Raw genomic sequence first — 19,659 nt, 5'->3', positions numbered from 1 at the left:
GGCCGATGGAAACCTCCCGGTCCACATAGACCTCGAACGGCGTTCCGACCGGTAATTTGACGTCCTTCCCCCGCACGATCACCGCCAGCGGCAGGAAGACGATGCCCGCGCCCACCGCGCCCAGCGTGCCGGATTTGCCCTGCGCATTGCGCTGGCCGCGCACCGGCACGTCGATGCCGCCGACCTTGATCGCGCTGACCTTGATGTCCAGCTTGCCGGACCGGCCCAGCAGGCCATTGTCCCTGACCCGGCTGACCGTACCGGCCGCCGGACTGCCCGCCGGGATCAGCGTCACGCCGCCGATCGTCACCGGCCTCGCTACCGCCAGTTCGACCGCATCGCCGACCCGCGCCGACTTGGAGGAAAGCTCCTGCCGCGTTTCCAACGGGATGGCCATGCCCTCCGGCAGGATCATCGGCTGGGCGAAGGCAGGACCGGCGGTCGCCGCGCACAGCAGGAAGGCTGCTGGACGCCAACGCATAACCAAAGACGCATATATCATCGGGCGATCCTCCACCGGACGCGGTTAAGGTCGACCGGGAGTTTACGCTTCCCAGGCAAGCGCATCAAGGAACGAGTCCAGCGTCGCGATAAACCGGATCGCGTTCAGCCGCCCGCCGACGCCGTTTGCCGCGACGGTTCGAAGGCCTGCTCCAACGGCCCCGTCATGCCCAATATGGCGAGTTCGCCGTCCATCAGCAGCCGGGCGGCCTGCTTTCGCTGCACCTTGCCGCTGGTCGTGCGGGGAATCGCGCTGGCGGGCACCATCACCAGATCGGTGATGCCCAGTTCCAGCCGCTCCATGGCGATGGCGCGCAGCTTCCCGGCGGTTTCCTGCAAAGCCTCGCTGGACAGGGTCCGCGCTTCGTCCCGCTTCATCTCCGCGATCAGGACGATATGCTGCACGCCCTCGACCTCGACCTCCACGGCGGCGGCGCTGGCCTGGCCCACGGTCCCGGAAATTTCCGACCAGATATGCTCGACGTCGCTCGGCGCGTAATTGCGCCCGCGCACGATGATGAGATCCTTCAGGCGGCTGACGATGAAAAATCCCTCTGCCGTCGAAAAACCAAGGTCGCCCGTGCGCAGGAACGGCCCATCCTCGTCCAGGCGCCCGCCGAAGGTTGCCTCGGTGGCCGCTTCATTGTCGATATAGCCTGCCGCGATATGCGGACCCCGCAACCAGATTTCGCCCACCGCGCCGTCCGGCAGCGGCTCGCCAGTCAAGGGATCGACGATCCGCGCCTCCCCGCCAGCCATGGCCGGGCCGCAGCAGGCAAGGTCCAGCCCTTCGTCACTTTCCTCCGCCCGCCCGGCGGCCAGGGCGCGGCTGTCATAGGTGCGGACGACCGGCTCGCTCCACGGCGGCACGGCGATGGTCACCAGCGTGGATTCCGCCAGCCCATAGCAGGGCAGGAAGGCCCGCCTGTCGAATCCGGCGTCGGCGAAACATTCGGCGAACCGGTCCATCGTGCTCGGCCGCACCCGCTCCGCGCCGTTGAAGGCGACCCGCCAGCTCGACAGGTCCAGTTCCGGCATCCCCCGGCGCGTCGCATAATCGACGCACAGGTCATAGCCGAAATTCGGCCCGCCGCTGGTATGGGCGCGATAGCGGGAAATCAGTTGCAGCCAGGACATCGGCTTGTTGATGAACGCCGCAGGCGAGGTGATGACGCAGGTCGCCCCCAGGAACAGCGGCTGCAATATGTTACCGAACAGCCCCTGGTCGTGATAATGCGGCACCCAGCCGACGAAATGGGAATCCCCGTCATGGCCGAAGGCGGCCTTGATCATCGTCTCATTGGCGATGATGTTACCATGGGTGATCATCACCCCCTTGGGGTTCGACGTGGTCCCGGACGTATATTGCAGCACGGCCAAACGGTCCGGCTCCAGCCGCAGCGGCGTGAAGGGATGCGGTTCCCCCGCCAGACCCGAAAATTCCAGATAGCGGACGGCACCGGGCAACGCAGCCGACAATTCCTGCCCGAACAGCCCCGCCATGCTGTCGTCCAGCATCAAACCATCCGGCCTGATGTCCCCCAGCATGGACAGGATGTTCTGCAACCTCGCCCGCCGCCGCCCGACCGGCGCCAGCGGAACGGCGACGCTCCCCACCGCCAGACAGGCCAGCAGCGCGAGCGCGAAATCGGTCCCCGCCGAAAAGAGCAGGGCGATCCGCCGCCCGGCCAGCCCCCGCGCCGCCAGGCTGCCCGCAATCTGCCTCACCCGCGCCGCCGTCTGCGCGTAGCTAAGGCTGTCCTGCGGCCCTTCGCCGGTATCGAATATCAGCGCCGGCCGATCCGGAACGGTGTTTTCATGGTTTAGGACGATGTCGATTATCGATCGACTAAAGTCTATCTGCATTCTTTGCGAACCCGAAAATCTGTCAATCCGCCGCGAAGGCGATCCGGAGCAGTCCGATCTTCCGCATGCGGAAACCGGCTGCCGACATGCGCAGATAGCGGGAATATTTCTCGACCGGATGGATGGCCGGATCGACCACGCCGCTCCTCACCGCGCCGCGCAGCTTGTTGCTCCACATTTCGCAGGTGCGCGCATAGTCCAGCCCGTCGTCGCGCAGCCTTTCGATGCGGAACAGCCCCTTCGACGCAACCACGATATCCTCCAGCGTCGGCAGTTCCGCCGCCGGGAAAATCTCATTGGAGATGAAGGGATTGGCGTCCTCCGGCGACATCTTGCCATAGGCGATGGTCTGAAGCGACAAGCGCCCCTTGCCCGCCGTCCAGTCGCGGCACGCCTGGAAGAATTCGCGATACACCCCACGGCGCTCGTCCACGCTCTGCTGCGGATGGGCGAAATGTTCGAACGCGCCGACCGAAATGATCGCGTCGAACGGCTTATCGGGGCGATAATCATGCCAGTTGGACAGGACCGCGCCGATGCCCGGATCGCCCAACTGCTGAATATAGGCAAGCTGCTCCTCGCTCAGCGTCAGCCCGACGCATTCGGCGACGCCATAGCTGCTGCGCAGGTTGCGCATCATCCCGCCCCAGCCGCAGCCCACGTCCAATATGCGCATGCCCTCGGCCGCGCCGACCGACTCCGCATGATAGGCCAGTTTGCGCTTCTGCGCCTCTTCCAGCGGCGCGTCCTTGGGCAATCCGTCCCACATCGCGCTGGAATAGGTCATGGTCGGGTCCAGCCACGCCGAATAGAAATCGTTGCCGACGTCATAATGGTGGCGGATGGCGGCGGCCGAGCCGCCATATTCGATCACATCGTCCTGCATCATCGCGCCGCCTATCCTTCTGCCTGAGCCGCAGCCATGTCCGCGACCGCCGCCGCGATGCCCGCCGCCGCGTCGCGGATCGCCTCCGCCTCGAACAGCAGTTCCAGCGGCAGTTCGTCGGGCAGGTTCAGCCAATTCTCCAGTTCCACCATCAGCGAGATCGCCTTGGCGGAATCGATGCCGAAACTGTCGAACGGCGCGTCGGCCGACACGTTGGCGGGCGCCATGTTCACGATCTCGGCGATGCGCGCCACGATCCAGTCTTCGATTTCCTTCGCCGATGCCTGTCGAATAGAATCGGAATTCATCAATGTCCCCCTGCAGCCTGTCGGGTTGTCCCGAATCCGCCATAATAATCATTCGCCCGCGCGGCGGCGGACGGTTGCGCGCCGGAACCGATCTCCGGCTGGGCCGCGATCTTTTGCAGTTCCGGATTGTCGCGGGTCATCCGGGCGGCCGCGACATGCACATTTTCCTCCCCCGGCAGAAGCTTGTCGACGATGATGTGCGACGGCCTGGGCAGGCCCCACATCTGCCGCATCTCGTCCAGCGCCGCCTGCGACACCTCCACCTCATAGGCGACGGCCTCGCCCTGGCCATAGTCCATGGCGGAGCCGAGCAGCGTCAGCTTCCAGCCGACGCCATAGCAGAAGCTGAGCATGCGCACGTCGGTGAAGCCGACGCAACGGTCGATCCCGGCCTCCAGGGCCAGTTCCAGCGGCGCGATCATGCACGCGGCCTTCCGCCGCAAATTGTGGCGGCGCATGCCCCGCTCGATGCAGAATCCCCGGCTCAATTCCCAGGTGCGATCATCGTCGATCGGACGGATTCCGGCAGGCAGGACGTGCGAAAAATGGTCGAGCAGCATCGAACAATCGTCAGTGGGCCGGAAACGCAGCCCCATGACGACCCGGTTCTCGGTCGAAAAGCCTATGATGTTGCTCGCGCGCGCATCATCATATTCGTCATATTCCAACCCGTCACTGACCCTGAGATCCCAGCCTAGCTGGTTGACGAACACCTCCGCGCGGGCTTGGTGCAAATCTCTGATCTCGTCCTGGTAAAGTGCGGAATTGTTCTTCGAAATCAGATGTATCAAATCCGTTCGTCTCCCGCATGCAACGGTTTGGCCGTTAGCATATTATTAGGGGGAGGTCATCGGAAAGTTGCGTGTCGCAATCGACCTGCGCGGGAAAAAATCCAGCGGGTGAAATAGGTTCAGTCGCGTTGCTTGCCCTGCGCGCGCTGGATATGGACCTTCACGGCCTGGACCGACCGGTCCAGCGCCTCCGCAATGTCCAGGTCGCACCATCCGTCCCGCCGCCGGTCCAGGCAGAAAAGTTCGGTATCGGTCAGGGCAGGGGCCGCCGCATCGTCCCGCGCATCCAGCAGGGCGATGCCCCGGCACAGGTACAGCGTGGCCATGGCATGCAGATTGGCGCGCTCCTCGCGGCTTTCCAACATGCTCAGCAGCCGGATTTCGACCTCATATTGCTTCTCGTCCCAGCCCATGATGGAAAAGCACAGCCGTGGCAGGATTTCCGGCTGCGCGACCGGCCCGGCCCAGCCGGTCTCGCCGAAGAGGAAGCGGCGGCTTTCACCCTCGACCGCATAACAGGCATGGCTGGCGGCCTGTAGGCCCAAAGCCTGACTGAAGCGCGTGACCAGGCTCTCAATGCTGAGGGTCGCGTCGACGCCCGCGATGAAATCGGCGGCGGTGGTCGAACTTCCGGCGCGAAGCTGTGTGCTGGGGATATATTCGCTCATGGTTCCTCACGCGGCTTATCCCGCAGTGATGCCGCGCAGGTCTTAAAACAGGGTTAAGGAGAGGTTCCCGCAGCCCGTCTTTCTGCTGCCGGACAGTCACGCGAAGCTAATCCGTTCCGGAGGCGGTACCAGTAAGCGTTTAACCAGCAGTTTACCAAACGCCCCTACAGAGGGCGGACCAACAAAAAATATCGGGTTTCGTAGGTTATGATCAACTGGGGTTACAGGTGGAAGGGGGCGCTGCGCGCATCCGCGGCAGTGGGCGCCACGATGGGCGCGATGATGACCGTGGCGACGGGGTCATCGGCCTGGGCGGACGTCGGGGATGAAGGGGATGCGCGCGCGGACATCACGGTGACGGCGCGCAAGGTGCCGGAACCGCTGTTGAAGGCGCCCGTGGCCGTCACCAGCATTTCGGGCGACACCATCGTTGCCGCCGGCCTGCAGACCATCACCGACCTGACCCGCATGGCCCCTAACGTCGACATCAGCGGCGGCATCGCCGGGCAGTTGCAGGGCCAGATCTCGATTCGCGGCATATCCACGCTCGTCCGCAACATCGGCCTGGAAACCGGCGTCGGCATCTATGTCGACGGCGTCTATATCGGCCGGCCTGAAAATTTCGTCCAGCATCTGCTCGACGTCGACCGGGTGGAGATCGCGCGCGGCCCGCAGGGCACCGAATATGGCAAGAACACCATCGCGGGCGTGGTCAACGTCCAGACCAAGCAGCCCGACGCCGATCCCGGCGCCTCGATCCGCCTGGATGCGGGCAATTACGATTATCGCCGGGCGGAAGGCGTGCTGGGCGTGCGCCTCGATGACCAGTGGTCGGTGCGTGGGGCGGTCGCCTATGCCCGGCAGGACGGTTTCTACAAGCATCTGTCGGGCGGCAAGGATGCCGGGTCGACCGACCTGCTGACCTGGCGCCTGTCGGCCAAATTCGCGCCGACCGACCAACTGTCCTTCATCGCCCGTTGGGAAGGGCTGCGGGACCGGGGCACGCCCGCCTTTTTCCAGGCGGATGCGCTTGCCGGCTATCCGGCCGACTTTCCGTCGCGTGAACCGCTCCACATCAACAACAACCGGCCCAACCGGCTTCACCGCGACAGCCAGGGCGTTTCGTTGACAGCGGAATGGACGTCGGACGCGCTCACGCTCACCTCCATCACCGCCTATCGCGACTCCTCCTACAATGCGGCGCTGGACGACGATCAGGAGCAGGTCGATTTCGTCGCGGCGGACAATTTCAGCGACGATTCGCATTTCTTCAGCCAGGAACTGCGCCTGGCCGGCAGCACCGGCAGGCTGCGTTACCTGCTGGGCGTCTATTATTTCGACCAGGTGGTGCGCACGGATCGGGGGATAGCGCTGGGCGCCAGCACGGGCGTGCCGGGCGAGCCGATGCTGACCACGAAGGGAAGCGTCAATACGGAAAGCGGCGCGCTGTTCGGGCGGCTGGACTATGAACTGACCGAACGCCTCTCGCTCTCCGCCGGGCTGCGCTATACCCGCGAGAGGAAGCGCGCCCATTTCGTGCAGAATGACGCCAGCGGCACGGGAATCTTCGCCTTTCTGCGCTTCCCCGACCTGACCTTCGACGGCCGTTCGACCGACGACGACCTGTCGCCGAGCGCCACCATCACCTATGCGGTCGCGCCGGACGCCAATGTCTATGCGCGCTTTTCCCGCGGGTTCAAGAGCGCCGCCTATAATGTCGACCTGGCGTCCTCCCTGGGCGGCCTGACCGCCAGTCCGGAAAAGGCGACCAGCTACGAAATCGGTTTCAAGGCGCTGACGCTGGACAAGCGGTTGCGGCTGAACCTGGCGGCTTTCCATACCGATTATGACCGTTTGCAGGTGTCGCAGGTGCTGGGCAGCGGTCTGGCGCTGACCAATGCAGGCAAGGCGCGGGTGGAGGGCGTGGAAGGCGAAGCGTCGCTGCAACTGACCTCCCGCCTGCGGCTGGAGGGAAATGCCGCCGTCCTCGACGCGCATTATAAAAGGTTCGACAATTGCGGCGTCCCCGCGTCCCTCATCCCCTCGGTGGGCAGCAACAGAACGGATTGCAGCGGCAACGATCTGGTATTGGCGCCCCATTTCACCGGCTATGGCGCCGTCAACTATGAGCTTCCGGTCAGCTTCGGCACGATTTTCGCCAGGGCGGACATGGATTATCGTTCGGCCGTCTATTTCGAACCGACCAATTCCGACGCCTTCAAATCCGATCCGCGCACCTTGGTGAATCTCCGCCTCGGCTTGCGCCGCGGGCAATGGGACATGGCCGCCTGGGTCCAGAATCTGACGGACAAGGTCTACAAGACCTATGCCGACGACCGGTCGGGGCTGGGCGTGAGCAGAACCGCGGCTTACGGACCGCCCCGCACCTACGGGTTCAGCCTGTCGACGGCATTTTAGCGCCGCGCTCTCAAGGACTTGCCGGTGGCGCGGATGCAGCCATTAATCAAATTTTAGCCGGCAGATGATGAAATATCGGGAAGGCCCGTCCGGGGGACAGCAGGAGTAGAATGGCGGACCAGATTTCATCGCGGTCACCTGATGAATGGCAAGGCAGGCAGGACCCGATGGATGACGACCAGCAGATACTGGCGTCGGCAGGGGTTTCACGGTGCTCGGTCGATGCGGACGGCCTGTGCAGGCCCGACGCGGTCGCTCGCCTTTTCGGATTGCGCGATGGCCAGCCGCTGTTCCGCTGGCTTCGCGGCGTCCGCCCGATCTTCCGCAAACCGGTCCTTCAACTTGTGCGCGCCGCGCTGCGCGAGGGCAAGGCGGAAGCGACGCTGATTTTGGAAGATCGCGACGGCGCGATTCGGAACTTGCGCGTCGCCGCGCGCATCCGGCGCGATCCGGCGGGTCGCCCGTCCGCCGACATGGTGCTGGTCGACATGACGGGCGAGCAGGCGGAAATCGGCCTGCTCCGCCGCAGCATGGAAAATCTGCGCCTGATCGTCGAATATAATCCCCAGCTTCCCTGGATAGCCGATCCGGACGGCCGGATCATCGACTTCACCGACCGCTGGCTGGAAAATTCCGGCCTGGACAGGGAGGAGGCGGAGGGCAATGGCTGGCTGGCCACGACGCATCCGGACGATATCGGGCCGCTGACCCAGCGCATCACCCATTCGCTCACCACCGGCGAACCCTTCGACGTGCGCGTCCGGCTGATGGTCAACGACCAATATCGGTGGATGCGGGCGCAGGCCTATCCCCGCTATGGCGAGGACGGCCGGATCATCCGCTGGTACGGCTATACCGAGGATATCCACGAAAGCGTGCTGATCGAAGAGCAGATACGCTGGAACGCCGAACATGATTCGCTGACGAAACTGCCCAACCGGGCGATGTTCAACGCCTGCCTGGACAAGGCGCTGGCCGCCGCGATGACCGACTTCAAAAAGGTCGGCGTGTTCCTGCTGGACATCGACAATTTCAAGGACGTCAACGACCTGATGGGCCATCATGCCGGCGACGAACTGCTGAAGAGCTTTGCGTCGCGCCTCAGGGACGTCTTCGCCGAAGACGCGGTGGTGGCGCGGCTGGGCGGCGACGAATTCGCGATACTGGTCCAGGATGTCGAAAACCGGGCGCAGCTTGCCGCCCTCGCCAACCGGATACTCACCATCCGCGAAACCTTCTTCGCGGCGGGCCGGTCGCTCGAATGCCGGGTCAGCATCGGCGTCGCCTCCTTCCCCGAAGACGGACGCGTCGCGACGGAACTGCTCCGCCACGCGGATCTTGCCCTCTATCGCGCCAAGTCGCTGGGGCGCGGCCGCATGCAGATGTTCGAACCGTCGCTGCTGGAGGATATGCAGGAGCGGGTGGCCATGATCAACCGCGCCAGGACCGCCGTGCGCGACGGCACGATCATCAGCTATTATCAGCCCAAGGTCTCGCTCCAGACCGGCGAACTGGTGGGGTTCGAGGCGCTGCTGCGCTGGCGCGACAGTTGCGGCACGATCCGCTCGCCCGCCGAAATCTATGCGGCGTTCGACGATCATGACGTGGCGGACATGATCGGCCAGACCATGACCAGCCAGGTGTTCGCCGACATGGCCGCCTGGCGGGCGCGGGGGCTGACGCTGGGGCATGTCGCGATCAACGTGTCCTCGGCCGAACTGCGGCGGGAACGTTTCGCCGGACGCCTGATCGAGACGATGAACCGCTTTTCCATAGAGCCGGACGCGATAGAGATAGAAATTACCGAGGGCGTCTTCCTGGGCGCCGGATCGGACACGGTCCGCAGGTCCATCGACGAACTGCACCGCTGCCACATCCCCCTGGCGCTGGACGATTTCGGGACCGGCTTCGCGTCCCTGTCGCACCTGCGGTCCCTGCCGGTCAGCACGCTGAAGATCGACCGGTCCTTCGTCAGCGGCGTGACGGCGCGGGAAGGCGACGCCGCCATCGTGTCCGCGCTGATCACGTTGGGCCGCGCCCTGAACATGAAGGTCGTGGCCGAAGGTGTCGAGGAAGCCGACCAGTCGATCAAGCTCAAGGAAATGGGCTGCGACTATGCTCAGGGCTTCTATTTCGGCCGGCCCACTCCTTCGGAGAATATTCCGGCTCTGATCCATAGCTGGAACGAGAACAGCGCCATCGTCACGCTGAACCGCCGCCCGGCATCCTGGCCCCTGCGCGGGACAAGGGGCGAGGAACGGCCCGGCTCGCTCACCGCCTGAAAGGGCGGGCTTCATATCCAGATCGCGCCAATTGGCCCCTTGACCCCGTCATGAAGACCATCATTTAACCCCGGCAATCTTCGCGAACAGGGGCCTTCATGTTGTCAGCGACCCTCGCGCGCCATCTGGGCGCGCGACATATCCATTATGGCTGGGCAGTGCTGGCCGCCACTTTCCTGACCATGCTGGTCGTCGCGGGGGCCGTGGGTGCGCCGGGGGTGTTCATCGCGCCCCTGCAAAAGGAATATGGCTGGAGCGCGGCGGATATTTCGGGCGCGCTGGCCATCCGCTTCCTGCTCTTCGGCGGGATGGGACCGTTCGCCGCCGCCTTCATGAACCGGTTCGGCGTGCGGCGGATGATGCTGATTTCGCTGTCGATCATCGTCGGCGGCCTGCTGCTGTCGCTGGGCATGAGCCAATTGTGGCAACTGGTGCTGCTCTGGGGCGTCGTCATCGGCATCGGCACGGGCCTGACCGCCATGGTTCTGGGCGCGACCGTCGCCACCCGCTGGTTCTCGCACCGGCGCGGCATGGTGATGGGGCTGCTGTCGGCCAGCACCGCCACGGGCCAACTGGCCTTCCTGCCGCTGCTCGCCGGTCTGACCGAGCGTTTCGGCTGGCGCGCCTCTGTCCTGCTGATGTGCGGCGCGATCCTGCTGGCGGCGACGGTCGTGCTGCTGCTGATGCGCGACCGCCCGTCCGACCTCGGCCTGCCGCCCTATGGCGACAGCGACGTCCATCCCGCCCCGCCGCAGCCCGCCAGCTTCGGCGCCCTGCTGATGACGCCGATCCGCACATTGGCCGAAGCGTCGCGCGTGCCCAGCTTCTGGATATTATTCTTCTCCTTCTTCATTTGCGGCGCCAGCACCAACGGGCTGGTCCAGACCCATTTCATCCCGATGTGCGGCGATTACGGGCTGGCGGCGGTGGGCGCGGCGTCGATGCTGGCGATGATGGGCCTGTTCGACTTCGCGGGCACGCTGGCTTCGGGCTGGCTGTCGGACCGGTTCGACAATCGCTGGCTGCTCTTCTGGTATTACGGCCTGCGCGGCCTGTCGCTGCTCTACCTGCCGTTCAGCGATTTCTCGCTCTACAGCCTGTCGGTCTTCGCCATATTCTACGGCCTGGACTGGGTCGCCACCGTGCCGCCGACGGTCAAGCTGACGGCGCAGCGCTTCGGGCCGGAGCGCGCCAATATCGTGTTCGGCTGGATCTTCGCCGGGCACCAACTCGGCGCGGCGAGCGCTGCGCTGGCGGGCGGCCTTTCCCGCACGATCTGGCAAAGCTATATGCCCGCCTTCGTCGCGGCGGGGATATTGTGCCTGATCGGGGCGGGACTAGTGCTGCTGATCAATCGCGGGCGGAGCAAGACCTTCGCCCTCGCCTGACCGGATGAGGAGAAGGATGGATGCCCACAGGAAAGACCGCCCTCGTCACCGGAGCCGGACGCGGCCTGGGCCGTGAAATAGCGCTGGGCCTCGCCGCCGCAGGCGCGCATGTCCTGCTCCACGGCCGCAGCGCCGAACCGTTGGAGGCGCTGTCGGCGCAGATCGCGGCGTCGGGCGGCAGCAGCGAACCCCTGACCTTCGACCTGGAGGATGGAGAAGCGCTTCAAACGGCGCTGCGCCAATGCCGCCCCATCGACATATTGGTCAATAATGCGGGCCATCGCGACCGCAAGCCAATCGAGGAACTGGACCGGACGGCGGTGCGCCAAATGCTGGAGATCAATCTGGTCGCTCCCTTCGACCTGGCCCGAACGATCGCGGCCGGGATGAACGCAGGCGGCCGCATCGTCAACATCACCTCCATCGCCGGGCAGATCGCCCGGTCGGGCGACGCAGCCTATACCATGGCGAAGGGCGGGCTGGACGCGCTGACGCGAGCGCTGGCGGCGGAACTGGGCGGGCGCGGCATCACCGTGAACGCCGTCGCCCCCGGCTATTTCGCGACAGAGGCGAATGGGGAGATGGTGGCCGACTCCGCCGTCGCCGAACATCTGGCCCGCCGCACCTCGCTAGGCCGCTGGGGCCGCCCGCAGGAGATTGTCGGCCCTGTCCTGTTCCTGGCGTCGGAGGCGGCATCCTACGTGACCGGACAGATGCTGGCGGTAGACGGCGGCTACACCGCCCACTTTTAAATTCCTCCCTACGCGAAGCGTGGGGAGGGGGACCGCTCGCGAAGCGAGTGGTGGAGGGGAAATTCGGAGGTCGTGCCCCATTCCCCTCCACCACGCTTCGCGCGGTCCCCCTCCCCATCTATCGATGGGGAGGAACAGGATAGGCCCAACTACACCCACTCAGGCCGCCAACCCCCGCATCCGCAGCAAGGCATCGACCTCTGGCCCCCGCCCGGCAAAGGCCCGGAAATTCTCCGCCGCCGGACGGCTCGCCCCCGCCGCCAAAATCTCCCGCCGGAAAGCCGTCGCCCCGCCACCCGGCACCGCGCCATGGGCAAAAATCTCGAACGCATCCGCCGACAGCAGTTCCGCCCAAAGATAGGAATAATATCCCGCCGCATATCCCCCGGCAAAGATATGGCTGAACGCATGGGCAAAGCGGTTCCACGCAGGCGGATGAAGCACGGCCACCGCCTCGCGCACCTGCTCCAGCACGCCATCGACCCGCGCCCCCAGCGCCGGATCATAATCCCGGTGCAGCAGCAGATCGAAGGTCGCAAACTCGATCTGCCGCAATATGGCCAGCCCCGCCTGAAACTGCCGCGCCGCCAGCAGCCGGTCGAACATCGCCTCCGGCAACGGCTCCCCGCTCTCGACATGGCCGGACAGCCCGATCAGCGTCTCCCGATCCCAGGCGAAATTCTCCATGAACTGGCTGGGCAGTTCCACCGCATCCCATTCCACGCCGCTGATGCCGCCGATGGAGGGCAAATCCACCTCGGTCAGCAGATGATGCAGCACATGGCCGAATTCGTGGAACAGCGTCACCACGTCATTATGCGTCGCCAGCGAAGGCCGGTCGCCCGCGGGCGGCGCGAAATTGGTGGTGAGATAGGCGATGGGCAAATGCAGCCGGTCGGCATCGCGGAAGCGGGACCGGCACACGTCCATCCACGCGCCGCCCCTTTTCCCCGCCCGCGCGAACAGGTCGAGATAGACGCCAGCCACCACCGCGCCGCCCGCGTCCAGCACGTCGTAGAACAGCACGTCGGGATGCCATGTCGACACCCCCTCCCGCACCACCAGACGCACGTCGAACAGCCGCTCGATCAGCGCCTGCGTCCCCGCCAGCACGCGGGGCAGGGGGAAATAGGCCTTCAACGCCTCCTGATCCACGCCATGCAGCGTCCGGCGCATCGCCTCCGCCACATAGGAAAGATCCCAGGGCCGCACATCGTCCAGCCCCAGATGTTCGGCCGCAAAGGCGCGGGCCTCCGCCAGCTCGCCTTCCCCCACCGGCCGCGCCCGGCGCGCAAGGTCGGCCAGAAACGCCAGCGCCTCATCGGCGTCGGCCGCCATCTTCGTTTCCAGCGAATGGGCGGCGGAATCGGCAAAGCCCAATATCTGCGCGGCTTCATGACGCAGCGCCATGATCGCGTCGATCCGCTCGCTATTGTCGTGGCTCTTGTCCTCCGCCTGATCGGAGGCGCGGGTGTTATAGGCGCGATAGACCCGCTCCCGCAGCGCCCGGTCTTTGGCATGATAGAGGATCGCCAGCACGCTCGGCTGGCGCAGCGTGATCAGCCAGCCCGACAGCCCCTTTTCCTGCGCATAGGCAGCCAAAATCGCCTTGTCGCCGTCGGAAACCCCATCCAGTACCGCTTCGTCGGTGACATGCTCGCTCCACGCCTCGGTCGCGTCCAGCACCGCATTGCCGAATTTGGTGCTAAGGTCGCTCAGCGCCACGCCGACGTCCAGGAAACGCTGCCGCGCCTCGCCCTCCAACGCGACGCCCGCCAGATGGAAACCACGCAGCGCCAGATCGACGGCGCGCCGGGCGGCAGAGGGCAGGGCGGCGAAATCGGGCCGGGCGGCCAGCCGGGCCACTGCGTCATGATGGGCGCGGTTTTGCCCCGCCTCCATCAGATAGGCGGTCATCAGCGCCTGCGCGGCGGCATGCGCCTCCCGCAATTCCGGCGTGTCGGCCACGGATGAGAGATGCCCCACTGGCGACCAGACCCGCGACAGCAGGAAATCGGCCCGCTCGGCGGCCAATATGACCGTATCGAAATCATCCTTCCCGCTGGCGGTGATGCTCTCGACGGCGGCGCGATGGGCGGCGATCGCCTCTTCCACCGCGGGGACGACATGAGCCGCCTTGACGGCAGCGAAATCGGGCAGGTCTTGATCGGCAAGAAGGGGGTTGGCAGTCGTCATGATCACTCGCAGCTTGCAGCGCTTAAGGGGGAGAGGAACACCTCCAGAATATCGTACATTAAACCAGAACCGTTCGTGCTGAGTAGGGGCTGAGCGAAGTCGAAGACCCATATCGAAGCATTCGCGCCGTGCTTGGTCCTTCGATACGCCACTTCGAGAATCTCAGTGTCTACTCGGGACGACGGCATGATTCCAATTTAACGCATGATGCCTTAATTGGGCGCTGCGGGCTGGCTGTTCAAGCATTTCCCACCGGCGCCGCATCAAGCGCCCACATCAAGCGAGCGTCAGGTAGATTTCCGCCTCGATCACCCAATCCCCGCCGACCTGCCGCCATTTCGCGCTATAGCTCCCCGATGCGATGGGGTGTTCCGATCCGGCGGAAACCCCCTGCCACCGCCCATATTCCATCGCGATGGGTTCCACGGTGGAGGCGATGATGCTCTCCGGCGTCCGGCAGTAGACGGTTCGCTCCGCCACCGCGAATTCCCGCTTCCACGCCTGAAGCTGCGCCTTCCGCCCCGAAATGACCGCGCTGTCCGATCCGGTGATCAGGACGGCGTGAAGCGCAAGCAACGGTCCAATGGCGTTCAGGTCCGCCTCTGCCAGAGCACGGTTGAAATCGGCGCGGCGCAGGCGAATGGCAAGGTCGGCGGAGGTCGTCATGGACCGAACAGCTAGAGACATTTCCTCAACCCGTCATGCTGAACTTGTTTCAGCATCCATCCCTCCCCAAAAACAGACTCCTCCGAAGGCGCGACGCGCCACCCCGTCACAAACCCTCCGCCTCCACCCAGTGCGCCCCGGTCATCTCCCGCGCCACTTCCCACACCTGGCGCCGTATATCCGGCACGGCGACAATCTCCCAATGCGCGCCCCGCGTCATCGGCCCCACCACGAACAGCCGCTGCTGGGCTGATCCGTCGCGGGCGATGGCATGGCATTGCCGGTCGACATCGATGCCGATCGCCAGCGGATCGGGCCGTATGTCGCCGCGCACCGCCAACTGGCGCAGCAAGGGATCGTCGGTGCGCCGCAGGTCGCCCAGCGGCCCGGTGCAATTGACCACGCGGGCGAAAGGTAACGCCTCCACCCCATCCTGCCCCCGCCTGCGCAGGTGGACGCGCAGCAACCGGCCTTCGGGAACGGCCTCCACCACCTTGGCGGCGCGGATTTCCAGCCGCCCCTCCGCCTGCATCGCCGCCAGCCTGTCCGCGACCTGCGGGGCGATGCGGTGGCGGTGCACATCCCAATAGGACCGCAAATGACGCAGGAAGCGGCTGCGCTCCTCCGCGCTGGCGGCACGCCACATATCCTGGGTGAAGCGGCGCTGCTCGTCCACCGCGCTGCGCCACCCGATCTCGGCTGCCCGGTGGCGCAAAGCCCGGACCAGCGCCGAAGCGCTGCCCGTCGGACGGTCGCCGCCCTCCGCATAAGGGGCCGTCGGAGCATGACTTCGCGGAGCCAGCCCCCGGCGGGAGACAGCGACGATCCGCCCCCGAAACCCCGCGCCCTCCAGACTGAGCGCGCAGTCCACGGCGGTCAGCCCGCTGCCCAGCAGCAGCACCTGATCCGTCTCCGCCAGCCCGTCCGCGACGGTCGCCGCCCATGGATCGTCGACATAGGCCGATCCGTCGCCCGCCAGTCCGGCGAAGGCGGGCAGGTCATGGGGCGGCAGATTGCCGGGCGCGAGGACGGCGATATCGGCATCCACCCCGCCGCCGGATCGCAAGGCGACATGCACAGCTCCTTCCTCCAACCGAAGGTCCACCGCCTCGTCCGTCACGATGGTCAGCCTGCCGCCATCCTCGCCCCGCGCCTCGTCCAGCATGGCGCACAGATAGGCGCCATAGTCGCGCCGCGTGGCAAAGCTGCCCTCCTGTCCCAATCCCTGCCGTTTCAGCCAGTCGGTGAAATGATCCGGGCTGTCGGGCAGGGCGCTCATATTGGCGGCGCGCACGTTCAGGACATGGCCGTCCCGCGCCGCGCCATAGGCCAGGCCCCGGCCCAGCCGGTCGCCACGGCGCTCCACCATCGTCACCCGCGGCGTGCCGTGGCGCAACAGGTTGATCGCCAGCAGCGTGCCGCTGAACCCGCCCCCGACGATGGCGGCGTGATCGACCCTCAGCATCGGTCAAGCATTTCTAATAGTGGGTTCAGCATTGCTTGTGAGACTTATCTCTACTGATAAAATAGATAAATAGGAAATCGATCCCGGAAGGACGAAAATGTCTCTGTTACCTCTCCTAATCACTCATTGGCACCGTTTCCGCGCCGCCGCCCGCCAGGAATTCCTCCGCGACCCCAACGTGATCCTGTTCGAGCGGACGGCAAGCCAGCGGGAAAGCGCCGGTGGTCGCTAAGGACTGGTCGCGGCGCGGTTTCCTGACGGCGGGCGCGGCGTCCGGCCTGCTGCTGTCGGGTTGCGGCGCCAGTGGCGGTTCGCGCCCCCGCCTGCGCGTCTCGACCAACGGCAAGGGGGAATTCAACGCGCGGCTGCTGTTTAAGATGGCGGGGGTCGCGCCCAAGGATTTCGACATCCAATATAATGAATTCCAGTCGGGCCATCTGGTGGTGGAGGCGCTGAACGGCGGCTCGCTCGACTATGGCGCGATGAGCGAGATTCCGCCGATCTTCGCCGCCGCCTCGACCATTCAGAGCTTCCGGCAGATCGCCGTGGCCCATGGCGACGTCAACAATCAGGTGGTGCTGGTGCCCAAGGGGTCTACGGCGCGCTCCATCGCCGATCTGAAGGGCAAGCGGGTGGGCTATGTGCGCGCCACCACCTCGCAATATTTCCTGATCCGCATGCTGGAAGAGGTCGGTCTGGGCTGGGACGACATCACCCCCATCGCCATGGGTGTGTCCGACGGCGCGGCGGCCTTTTCCCAGGGCGCGCTGGACGCCTGGGCGATCTACGGCTTCCCGATCCAGCGCGCCATCGCGACCGAAGGCGCACGGATATTGCGCACCGCTCAGGGCATATTGTCGGGCAATTATCTGGTCGCCGCCCATGTCGACGCGCTGGCCGACCCCGAATTGTCCGGCATCCTCCGCGAATATCTGACGCTGTTGCAGCAGGCCTATGGCTGGGCGGCCGCGAATCAGGACATATGGGCGAAAACCATCGCCCAGGATATCGGAGTGCCGCTCGATTATGTGGCCGACCAGTTCCGGCGCAAGAGCGCCAGCTTCGAACTGCGCCCCGTGACCGACGCGGCCATCGCCTCCCAACAGCAGGTGGCGGACCTCTTCTTCGCGCAGAAACTGTTGCCCAAGGCCGTCGACATCCGCCCTCTCTGGGACCGGCGGTTCAACGATTCCATATCGAAAAGAGGCTGAAAATCATGGCCAGCCAGGCATTTGTTCCCGAAACCCCGTCCTTCGCGCCCATCGGCCCCGAACTGCTGGACCGGATCACCCGCCAGTTGGCGGAGACGGCCGAGTCTTATGACCGGAGCGCCGAATTCCCCCGCGCCAATTTCGACCTGCTGGGGCGGGAAGGGCTGATCGGTCTGACCGTCCCGGTGGAATATGGCGGGCGGGGCGCATCCCTGTCGGAAGCCCTGCGCGTGCTGGGCGCAGTAGCCAAGGGGGAGCCTTCGACGGCGCTGATCCTGTTCATGACCTATCATTACCACGCGACCCCGGCCCGCGCTCAGGACTGGCCGCAGGGCATTTACGAACAATTGGCCCGGCAGGCGGTGCAGGGGCGCGGACTGCTTGGCGGACTGCGCGTCGAACCGGAACTGGGCACGCCGGTGCGCGGCGGCCTGCCCGCGACGGTCGCCCGGCGCGTGGGCGACGGATGGGCGATCAGCGGCACGAAAATCTATTCGACCGGATCGACCGGTCTCGACTGGTTCGCCGTCTGGGCCAAGACGGATGAGGAAAATCCCCGCGTCGGCAATTTCCTGGTCCGATCCGACAGCCCCGGCATCGCGATAGAGCCAGCCTGGGATCATCTGGGCATGCGCGCCACCGTCAGCCATGCCGTGCATTTCACGGACACGCCGGTCCCGCTAGACCATGCGGTCGATATCCGCCTGCCGGAACAATGGGCGTCGGGGACGGGCGATTCCAGCCTGGCGATCTGGAATGCGCTGGCCATCTCCACCATCTATGACGGCGTGGCGCGGGCGGCCCGCGACTGGCTGCGCGCCTATCTCAACGACCGCGTGCCCAGCAATCTGGGCGCTTCTCTGGCGACCCTTCCGCGGGTTCAGGAGAAATTCGGGGAAATAGAGACGCTGTTGCAGGTCAACCGCACCCTGATCCGCGACGCGGCGGCGCGCTATGACGCGGGCGACACCCCCAGCGCGGTGGAGGTCAACAACATCAAATATCTTGCGACGGCCAACGCGATCCGCGCCGTGGAGATCGGGTTGGAGCTCACCGGCAATCCCGGCATCAGTCGCAAGAACCCGCTGGAGCGCCATTATCGCGACGTGCTGTGCAGCCGCATTCACTCGCCGCAGACCGACACGATATTGATCGCGGCGGGCCGAGCCGCGCTGGGGAACTGACATGTCCTTGATCATCGCCAGCCAGTTGGAACCCGATTTCAACCGCAGCCTTGGCCTGCACCCATCCGCCCCGACCCTGATCGACGTGGCGGAGGATGAGCCGTGGACCGCCGCGAACGAAGCGGACATATTGCTGGTCAGGCCGTCCCCCGCCTGGCGGCAATCCGCTCAGCTACGGCCGGATATCTGGCCGGGACGGCTCAAATGGGTCTACAGCGCGTCGGCGGGGGTGGATTTCTACCCCGGCTGGCTGCTGGACGCTCCGCTCGTCACCTGCGGTCGCGGCGTCGCTTCGGAAGAGATCGCCGATTATGTGATCGCGGCCATCTACGCCCATGCCAAGAATCTCCATGCGGCGGAGGCGCATTCGCGGGACCAGTGGATTCCCCGCCCGCTCGGCCGCGTCTCCGGAACGACCATCGGCATCGTCGGCCTGGGCGCGATCGGTGCGGCGGTGGCGCGGCGCGGGCTGGCGCTCGGCGCGCAGGTCATCGGCCTGCGGCGAAGCGGCGCGCAATCGGGCATCAGCGGCGTGCAGCATGTCAGCGATCTGGAAACGCTGGCGGCAGAGGCGGACCATATCGTAGTCGCCGTCCCCGGCACGCCCGAAACCCGCCACCTCTTCAACGAAGCGCTATTCGCGAAGGTGAAGCGGGGCGCGCACCTCATCAATGTGGCGCGGGGTTCGGTGATCGATCAGGAAGCGCTGATCGACGCGCTGGATCGGGAGCGGCTGGGCTTCGCGACGCTGGACGTCACCGATCCGGAACCGCTGCCCGAAGGCCATGCGCTCTACACCCATCCCCGCGTGCGCCTGACGCCCCATATCTCCAGCAACTACAGCCTGATCCGGCACCGGCTGCTGGAAAAGGTCAATGACGACCTGTCCCGCTTCGTGCGCGGCGAAAAACCCAGCGATATCGTCGATCCGGCGCGGGGTTATTAGATTCAGTATAGGCCAGATTGACCGATTTGGATGGAAAACGGACCTCTCCTATTCCTCCCCCATCGAGAGATGGGGAGGGTCGAAGAGAGTCACGTGCCTCTCTTCGACCCTCCCCACGCTGCGCGCAGGGA

At 65.3% G+C, this 19,659-nt stretch carries 17 protein-coding genes; 8 read left to right on the top strand and 9 right to left on the bottom strand.

Translation table 11 applies throughout. The annotated features are described in order from the left end of the window. The 6 genes from BV95_RS18720 to BV95_RS18695 all read right to left on the bottom strand — a co-directional run. Positions 1-481 (bottom strand): hypothetical protein (locus BV95_RS18720; RefSeq protein ID WP_037455687.1); only part of this gene is annotated, 481 nt, incomplete at its 3' end. A gap of 125 nt (positions 482-606) precedes the next feature. Further along, positions 607-2,367 carry a fatty acyl-AMP ligase gene (locus tag BV95_RS18715; RefSeq protein WP_037455672.1) on the bottom strand — a complete coding sequence of 587 codons (1,761 nt, stop codon included), beginning with the start codon at positions 2,365-2,367 and terminating at the stop codon, positions 607-609. Between the two features lie 22 nt (positions 2,368-2,389). Then, the gene (locus BV95_RS18710; protein ID WP_037455669.1) at positions 2,390-3,256 is read right to left on the bottom strand and encodes an SAM-dependent methyltransferase; all 867 of its coding nucleotides are present in this window, start codon (positions 3,254-3,256) and stop codon (positions 2,390-2,392) included. An 8-nt stretch (positions 3,257-3,264) separates the two neighbouring features. After that, positions 3,265-3,561 (bottom strand): acyl carrier protein, encoded by a 297-nt coding sequence (locus BV95_RS18705; RefSeq protein WP_037455666.1) that lies wholly within the window; start codon positions 3,559-3,561, stop codon positions 3,265-3,267. Next, on the bottom strand, positions 3,561-4,352 hold the full coding sequence (locus BV95_RS18700; protein ID WP_037455663.1) for an acyl-homoserine-lactone synthase: 792 nt from the start codon (positions 4,350-4,352) through the stop codon (positions 3,561-3,563). Before BV95_RS18700 ends, BV95_RS18705 begins: the two co-directional genes overlap by 1 nt. 119 nt (positions 4,353-4,471) lie before the next feature. After that, a complete protein-coding gene (locus tag BV95_RS18695) occupies positions 4,472-5,020 on the bottom strand; it encodes a hypothetical protein (RefSeq protein ID WP_037455662.1) in 549 nt (182 codons plus the stop codon). A gap of 270 nt (positions 5,021-5,290) precedes the next feature. On the opposite strand from BV95_RS18695, the gene BV95_RS18690 reads away from it, so the two are divergent. The 4 genes from BV95_RS18690 to BV95_RS18675 all read left to right on the top strand — a co-directional run bounded on the left by BV95_RS18690 (position 5,291) and on the right by BV95_RS18675 (position 11,860). Then, positions 5,291-7,438 carry a TonB-dependent receptor gene (locus BV95_RS18690; protein ID WP_234703245.1) on the top strand — a complete coding sequence of 716 codons (2,148 nt, stop codon included), beginning with the start codon at positions 5,291-5,293 and terminating at the stop codon, positions 7,436-7,438. A 167-nt stretch (positions 7,439-7,605) separates the two neighbouring features. Beyond that, positions 7,606-9,720, top strand: a complete 2,115-nt coding sequence (locus BV95_RS18685; protein ID WP_037455682.1) for a putative bifunctional diguanylate cyclase/phosphodiesterase — start codon at positions 7,606-7,608, stop codon at positions 9,718-9,720. A 98-nt stretch (positions 9,721-9,818) separates the two neighbouring features. Beyond that, positions 9,819-11,108 carry an MFS transporter gene (locus BV95_RS18680; protein ID WP_037455660.1) on the top strand — a complete coding sequence of 430 codons (1,290 nt, stop codon included), beginning with the start codon at positions 9,819-9,821 and terminating at the stop codon, positions 11,106-11,108. A 20-nt stretch (positions 11,109-11,128) separates the two neighbouring features. Continuing rightward, entirely contained in the window at positions 11,129-11,860 is a 732-nt protein-coding gene (locus BV95_RS18675; RefSeq protein WP_037455657.1) for an SDR family oxidoreductase, read from the top strand. A gap of 159 nt (positions 11,861-12,019) precedes the next feature. Here the strand turns inward: BV95_RS18675 and BV95_RS18670 are convergent, their stop codons facing one another. The 3 genes from BV95_RS18670 to BV95_RS18660 form a co-directional block, all read right to left on the bottom strand. Further along, positions 12,020-14,056, bottom strand: coding sequence for a M3 family metallopeptidase (locus BV95_RS18670; RefSeq protein WP_037455679.1), 2,037 nt, complete (start codon positions 14,054-14,056; stop codon positions 12,020-12,022). A 276-nt stretch (positions 14,057-14,332) separates the two neighbouring features. Continuing rightward, positions 14,333-14,722, bottom strand: a complete 390-nt coding sequence (locus BV95_RS18665; RefSeq protein WP_037455654.1) for a nuclear transport factor 2 family protein — start codon at positions 14,720-14,722, stop codon at positions 14,333-14,335. A 106-nt stretch (positions 14,723-14,828) separates the two neighbouring features. After that, positions 14,829-16,187, bottom strand: coding sequence for an FAD/NAD(P)-binding protein (locus tag BV95_RS18660; protein ID WP_037455651.1), 1,359 nt, complete (start codon positions 16,185-16,187; stop codon positions 14,829-14,831). A gap of 97 nt (positions 16,188-16,284) precedes the next feature. On the opposite strand from BV95_RS18660, the gene BV95_RS24795 reads away from it, so the two are divergent. The 4 genes from BV95_RS24795 to BV95_RS18645 are packed head-to-tail and all read left to right on the top strand — an operon-like array spanning position 16,285 to position 19,528. Continuing rightward, the gene (locus BV95_RS24795; RefSeq protein WP_013849359.1) at positions 16,285-16,419 is read left to right on the top strand and encodes a hypothetical protein; all 135 of its coding nucleotides are present in this window, start codon (positions 16,285-16,287) and stop codon (positions 16,417-16,419) included. Beyond that, entirely contained in the window at positions 16,409-17,398 is a 990-nt protein-coding gene (locus BV95_RS18655) for an ABC transporter substrate-binding protein (RefSeq protein ID WP_037455647.1), read from the top strand. The genes BV95_RS24795 and BV95_RS18655 overlap by 11 nt, the downstream gene beginning before the upstream one ends. A 5-nt stretch (positions 17,399-17,403) precedes the next feature. After that, the gene (locus BV95_RS18650) at positions 17,404-18,582 is read left to right on the top strand and encodes an acyl-CoA dehydrogenase family protein (protein ID WP_037455645.1); all 1,179 of its coding nucleotides are present in this window, start codon (positions 17,404-17,406) and stop codon (positions 18,580-18,582) included. Between the two features lies 1 nt (position 18,583). Continuing rightward, positions 18,584-19,528: a D-isomer specific 2-hydroxyacid dehydrogenase family protein gene (locus BV95_RS18645; protein WP_037455642.1), complete on the top strand. Its 945-nt coding sequence runs from the start codon at positions 18,584-18,586 to the stop codon at positions 19,526-19,528. Positions 19,529-19,659 lie beyond the last annotated feature (131 nt).

Origin of the sequence: Sphingobium chlorophenolicum, assembly GCF_000722875.1 — a bacterium.
Lineage (GTDB): Bacteria > Pseudomonadota > Alphaproteobacteria > Sphingomonadales > Sphingomonadaceae > Sphingobium > Sphingobium chlorophenolicum.
The sequence above is the reverse complement of the archived record's forward strand: the minus strand, read 5'-3'. Positions and strand labels throughout refer to the sequence as shown.

Bases quoted from the DNA above. Each gene is read 5' to 3' on its own strand.
- BV95_RS18715 (WP_037455672.1), bottom strand. From the start codon at position 2,367: ATGCAGATAGACTTTAGTCGATCGATAATCGACATCGTCCTAAACCAT.
- BV95_RS18710 (WP_037455669.1), bottom strand. From the start codon at position 3,256: ATGATGCAGGACGATGTGATCGAATATGGCGGCTCGGCCGCCGCCATC.
- BV95_RS18705 (WP_037455666.1), bottom strand. From the start codon at position 3,561: ATGAATTCCGATTCTATTCGACAGGCATCGGCGAAGGAAATCGAAGAC.
- BV95_RS18695 (WP_037455662.1), bottom strand. From the start codon at position 5,020: ATGAGCGAATATATCCCCAGCACACAGCTTCGCGCCGGAAGTTCGACC.
- BV95_RS18690 (WP_234703245.1), top strand. From the start codon at position 5,291: ATGGGCGCGATGATGACCGTGGCGACGGGGTCATCGGCCTGGGCGGAC.
- BV95_RS18685 (WP_037455682.1), top strand. From the start codon at position 7,606: ATGGATGACGACCAGCAGATACTGGCGTCGGCAGGGGTTTCACGGTGC.
- BV95_RS18680 (WP_037455660.1), top strand. From the start codon at position 9,819: ATGTTGTCAGCGACCCTCGCGCGCCATCTGGGCGCGCGACATATCCAT.
- BV95_RS18675 (WP_037455657.1), top strand. From the start codon at position 11,129: ATGCCCACAGGAAAGACCGCCCTCGTCACCGGAGCCGGACGCGGCCTG.
- BV95_RS18670 (WP_037455679.1), bottom strand. From the start codon at position 14,056: ATGACGACTGCCAACCCCCTTCTTGCCGATCAAGACCTGCCCGATTTC.
- BV95_RS18665 (WP_037455654.1), bottom strand. From the start codon at position 14,722: ATGACGACCTCCGCCGACCTTGCCATTCGCCTGCGCCGCGCCGATTTC.
- BV95_RS18660 (WP_037455651.1), bottom strand. From the start codon at position 16,187: ATGCTGAGGGTCGATCACGCCGCCATCGTCGGGGGCGGGTTCAGCGGC.
- BV95_RS24795 (WP_013849359.1), top strand. From the start codon at position 16,285: ATGTCTCTGTTACCTCTCCTAATCACTCATTGGCACCGTTTCCGCGCC.
- BV95_RS18650 (WP_037455645.1), top strand. From the start codon at position 17,404: ATGGCCAGCCAGGCATTTGTTCCCGAAACCCCGTCCTTCGCGCCCATC.
- BV95_RS18645 (WP_037455642.1), top strand. From the start codon at position 18,584: ATGTCCTTGATCATCGCCAGCCAGTTGGAACCCGATTTCAACCGCAGC.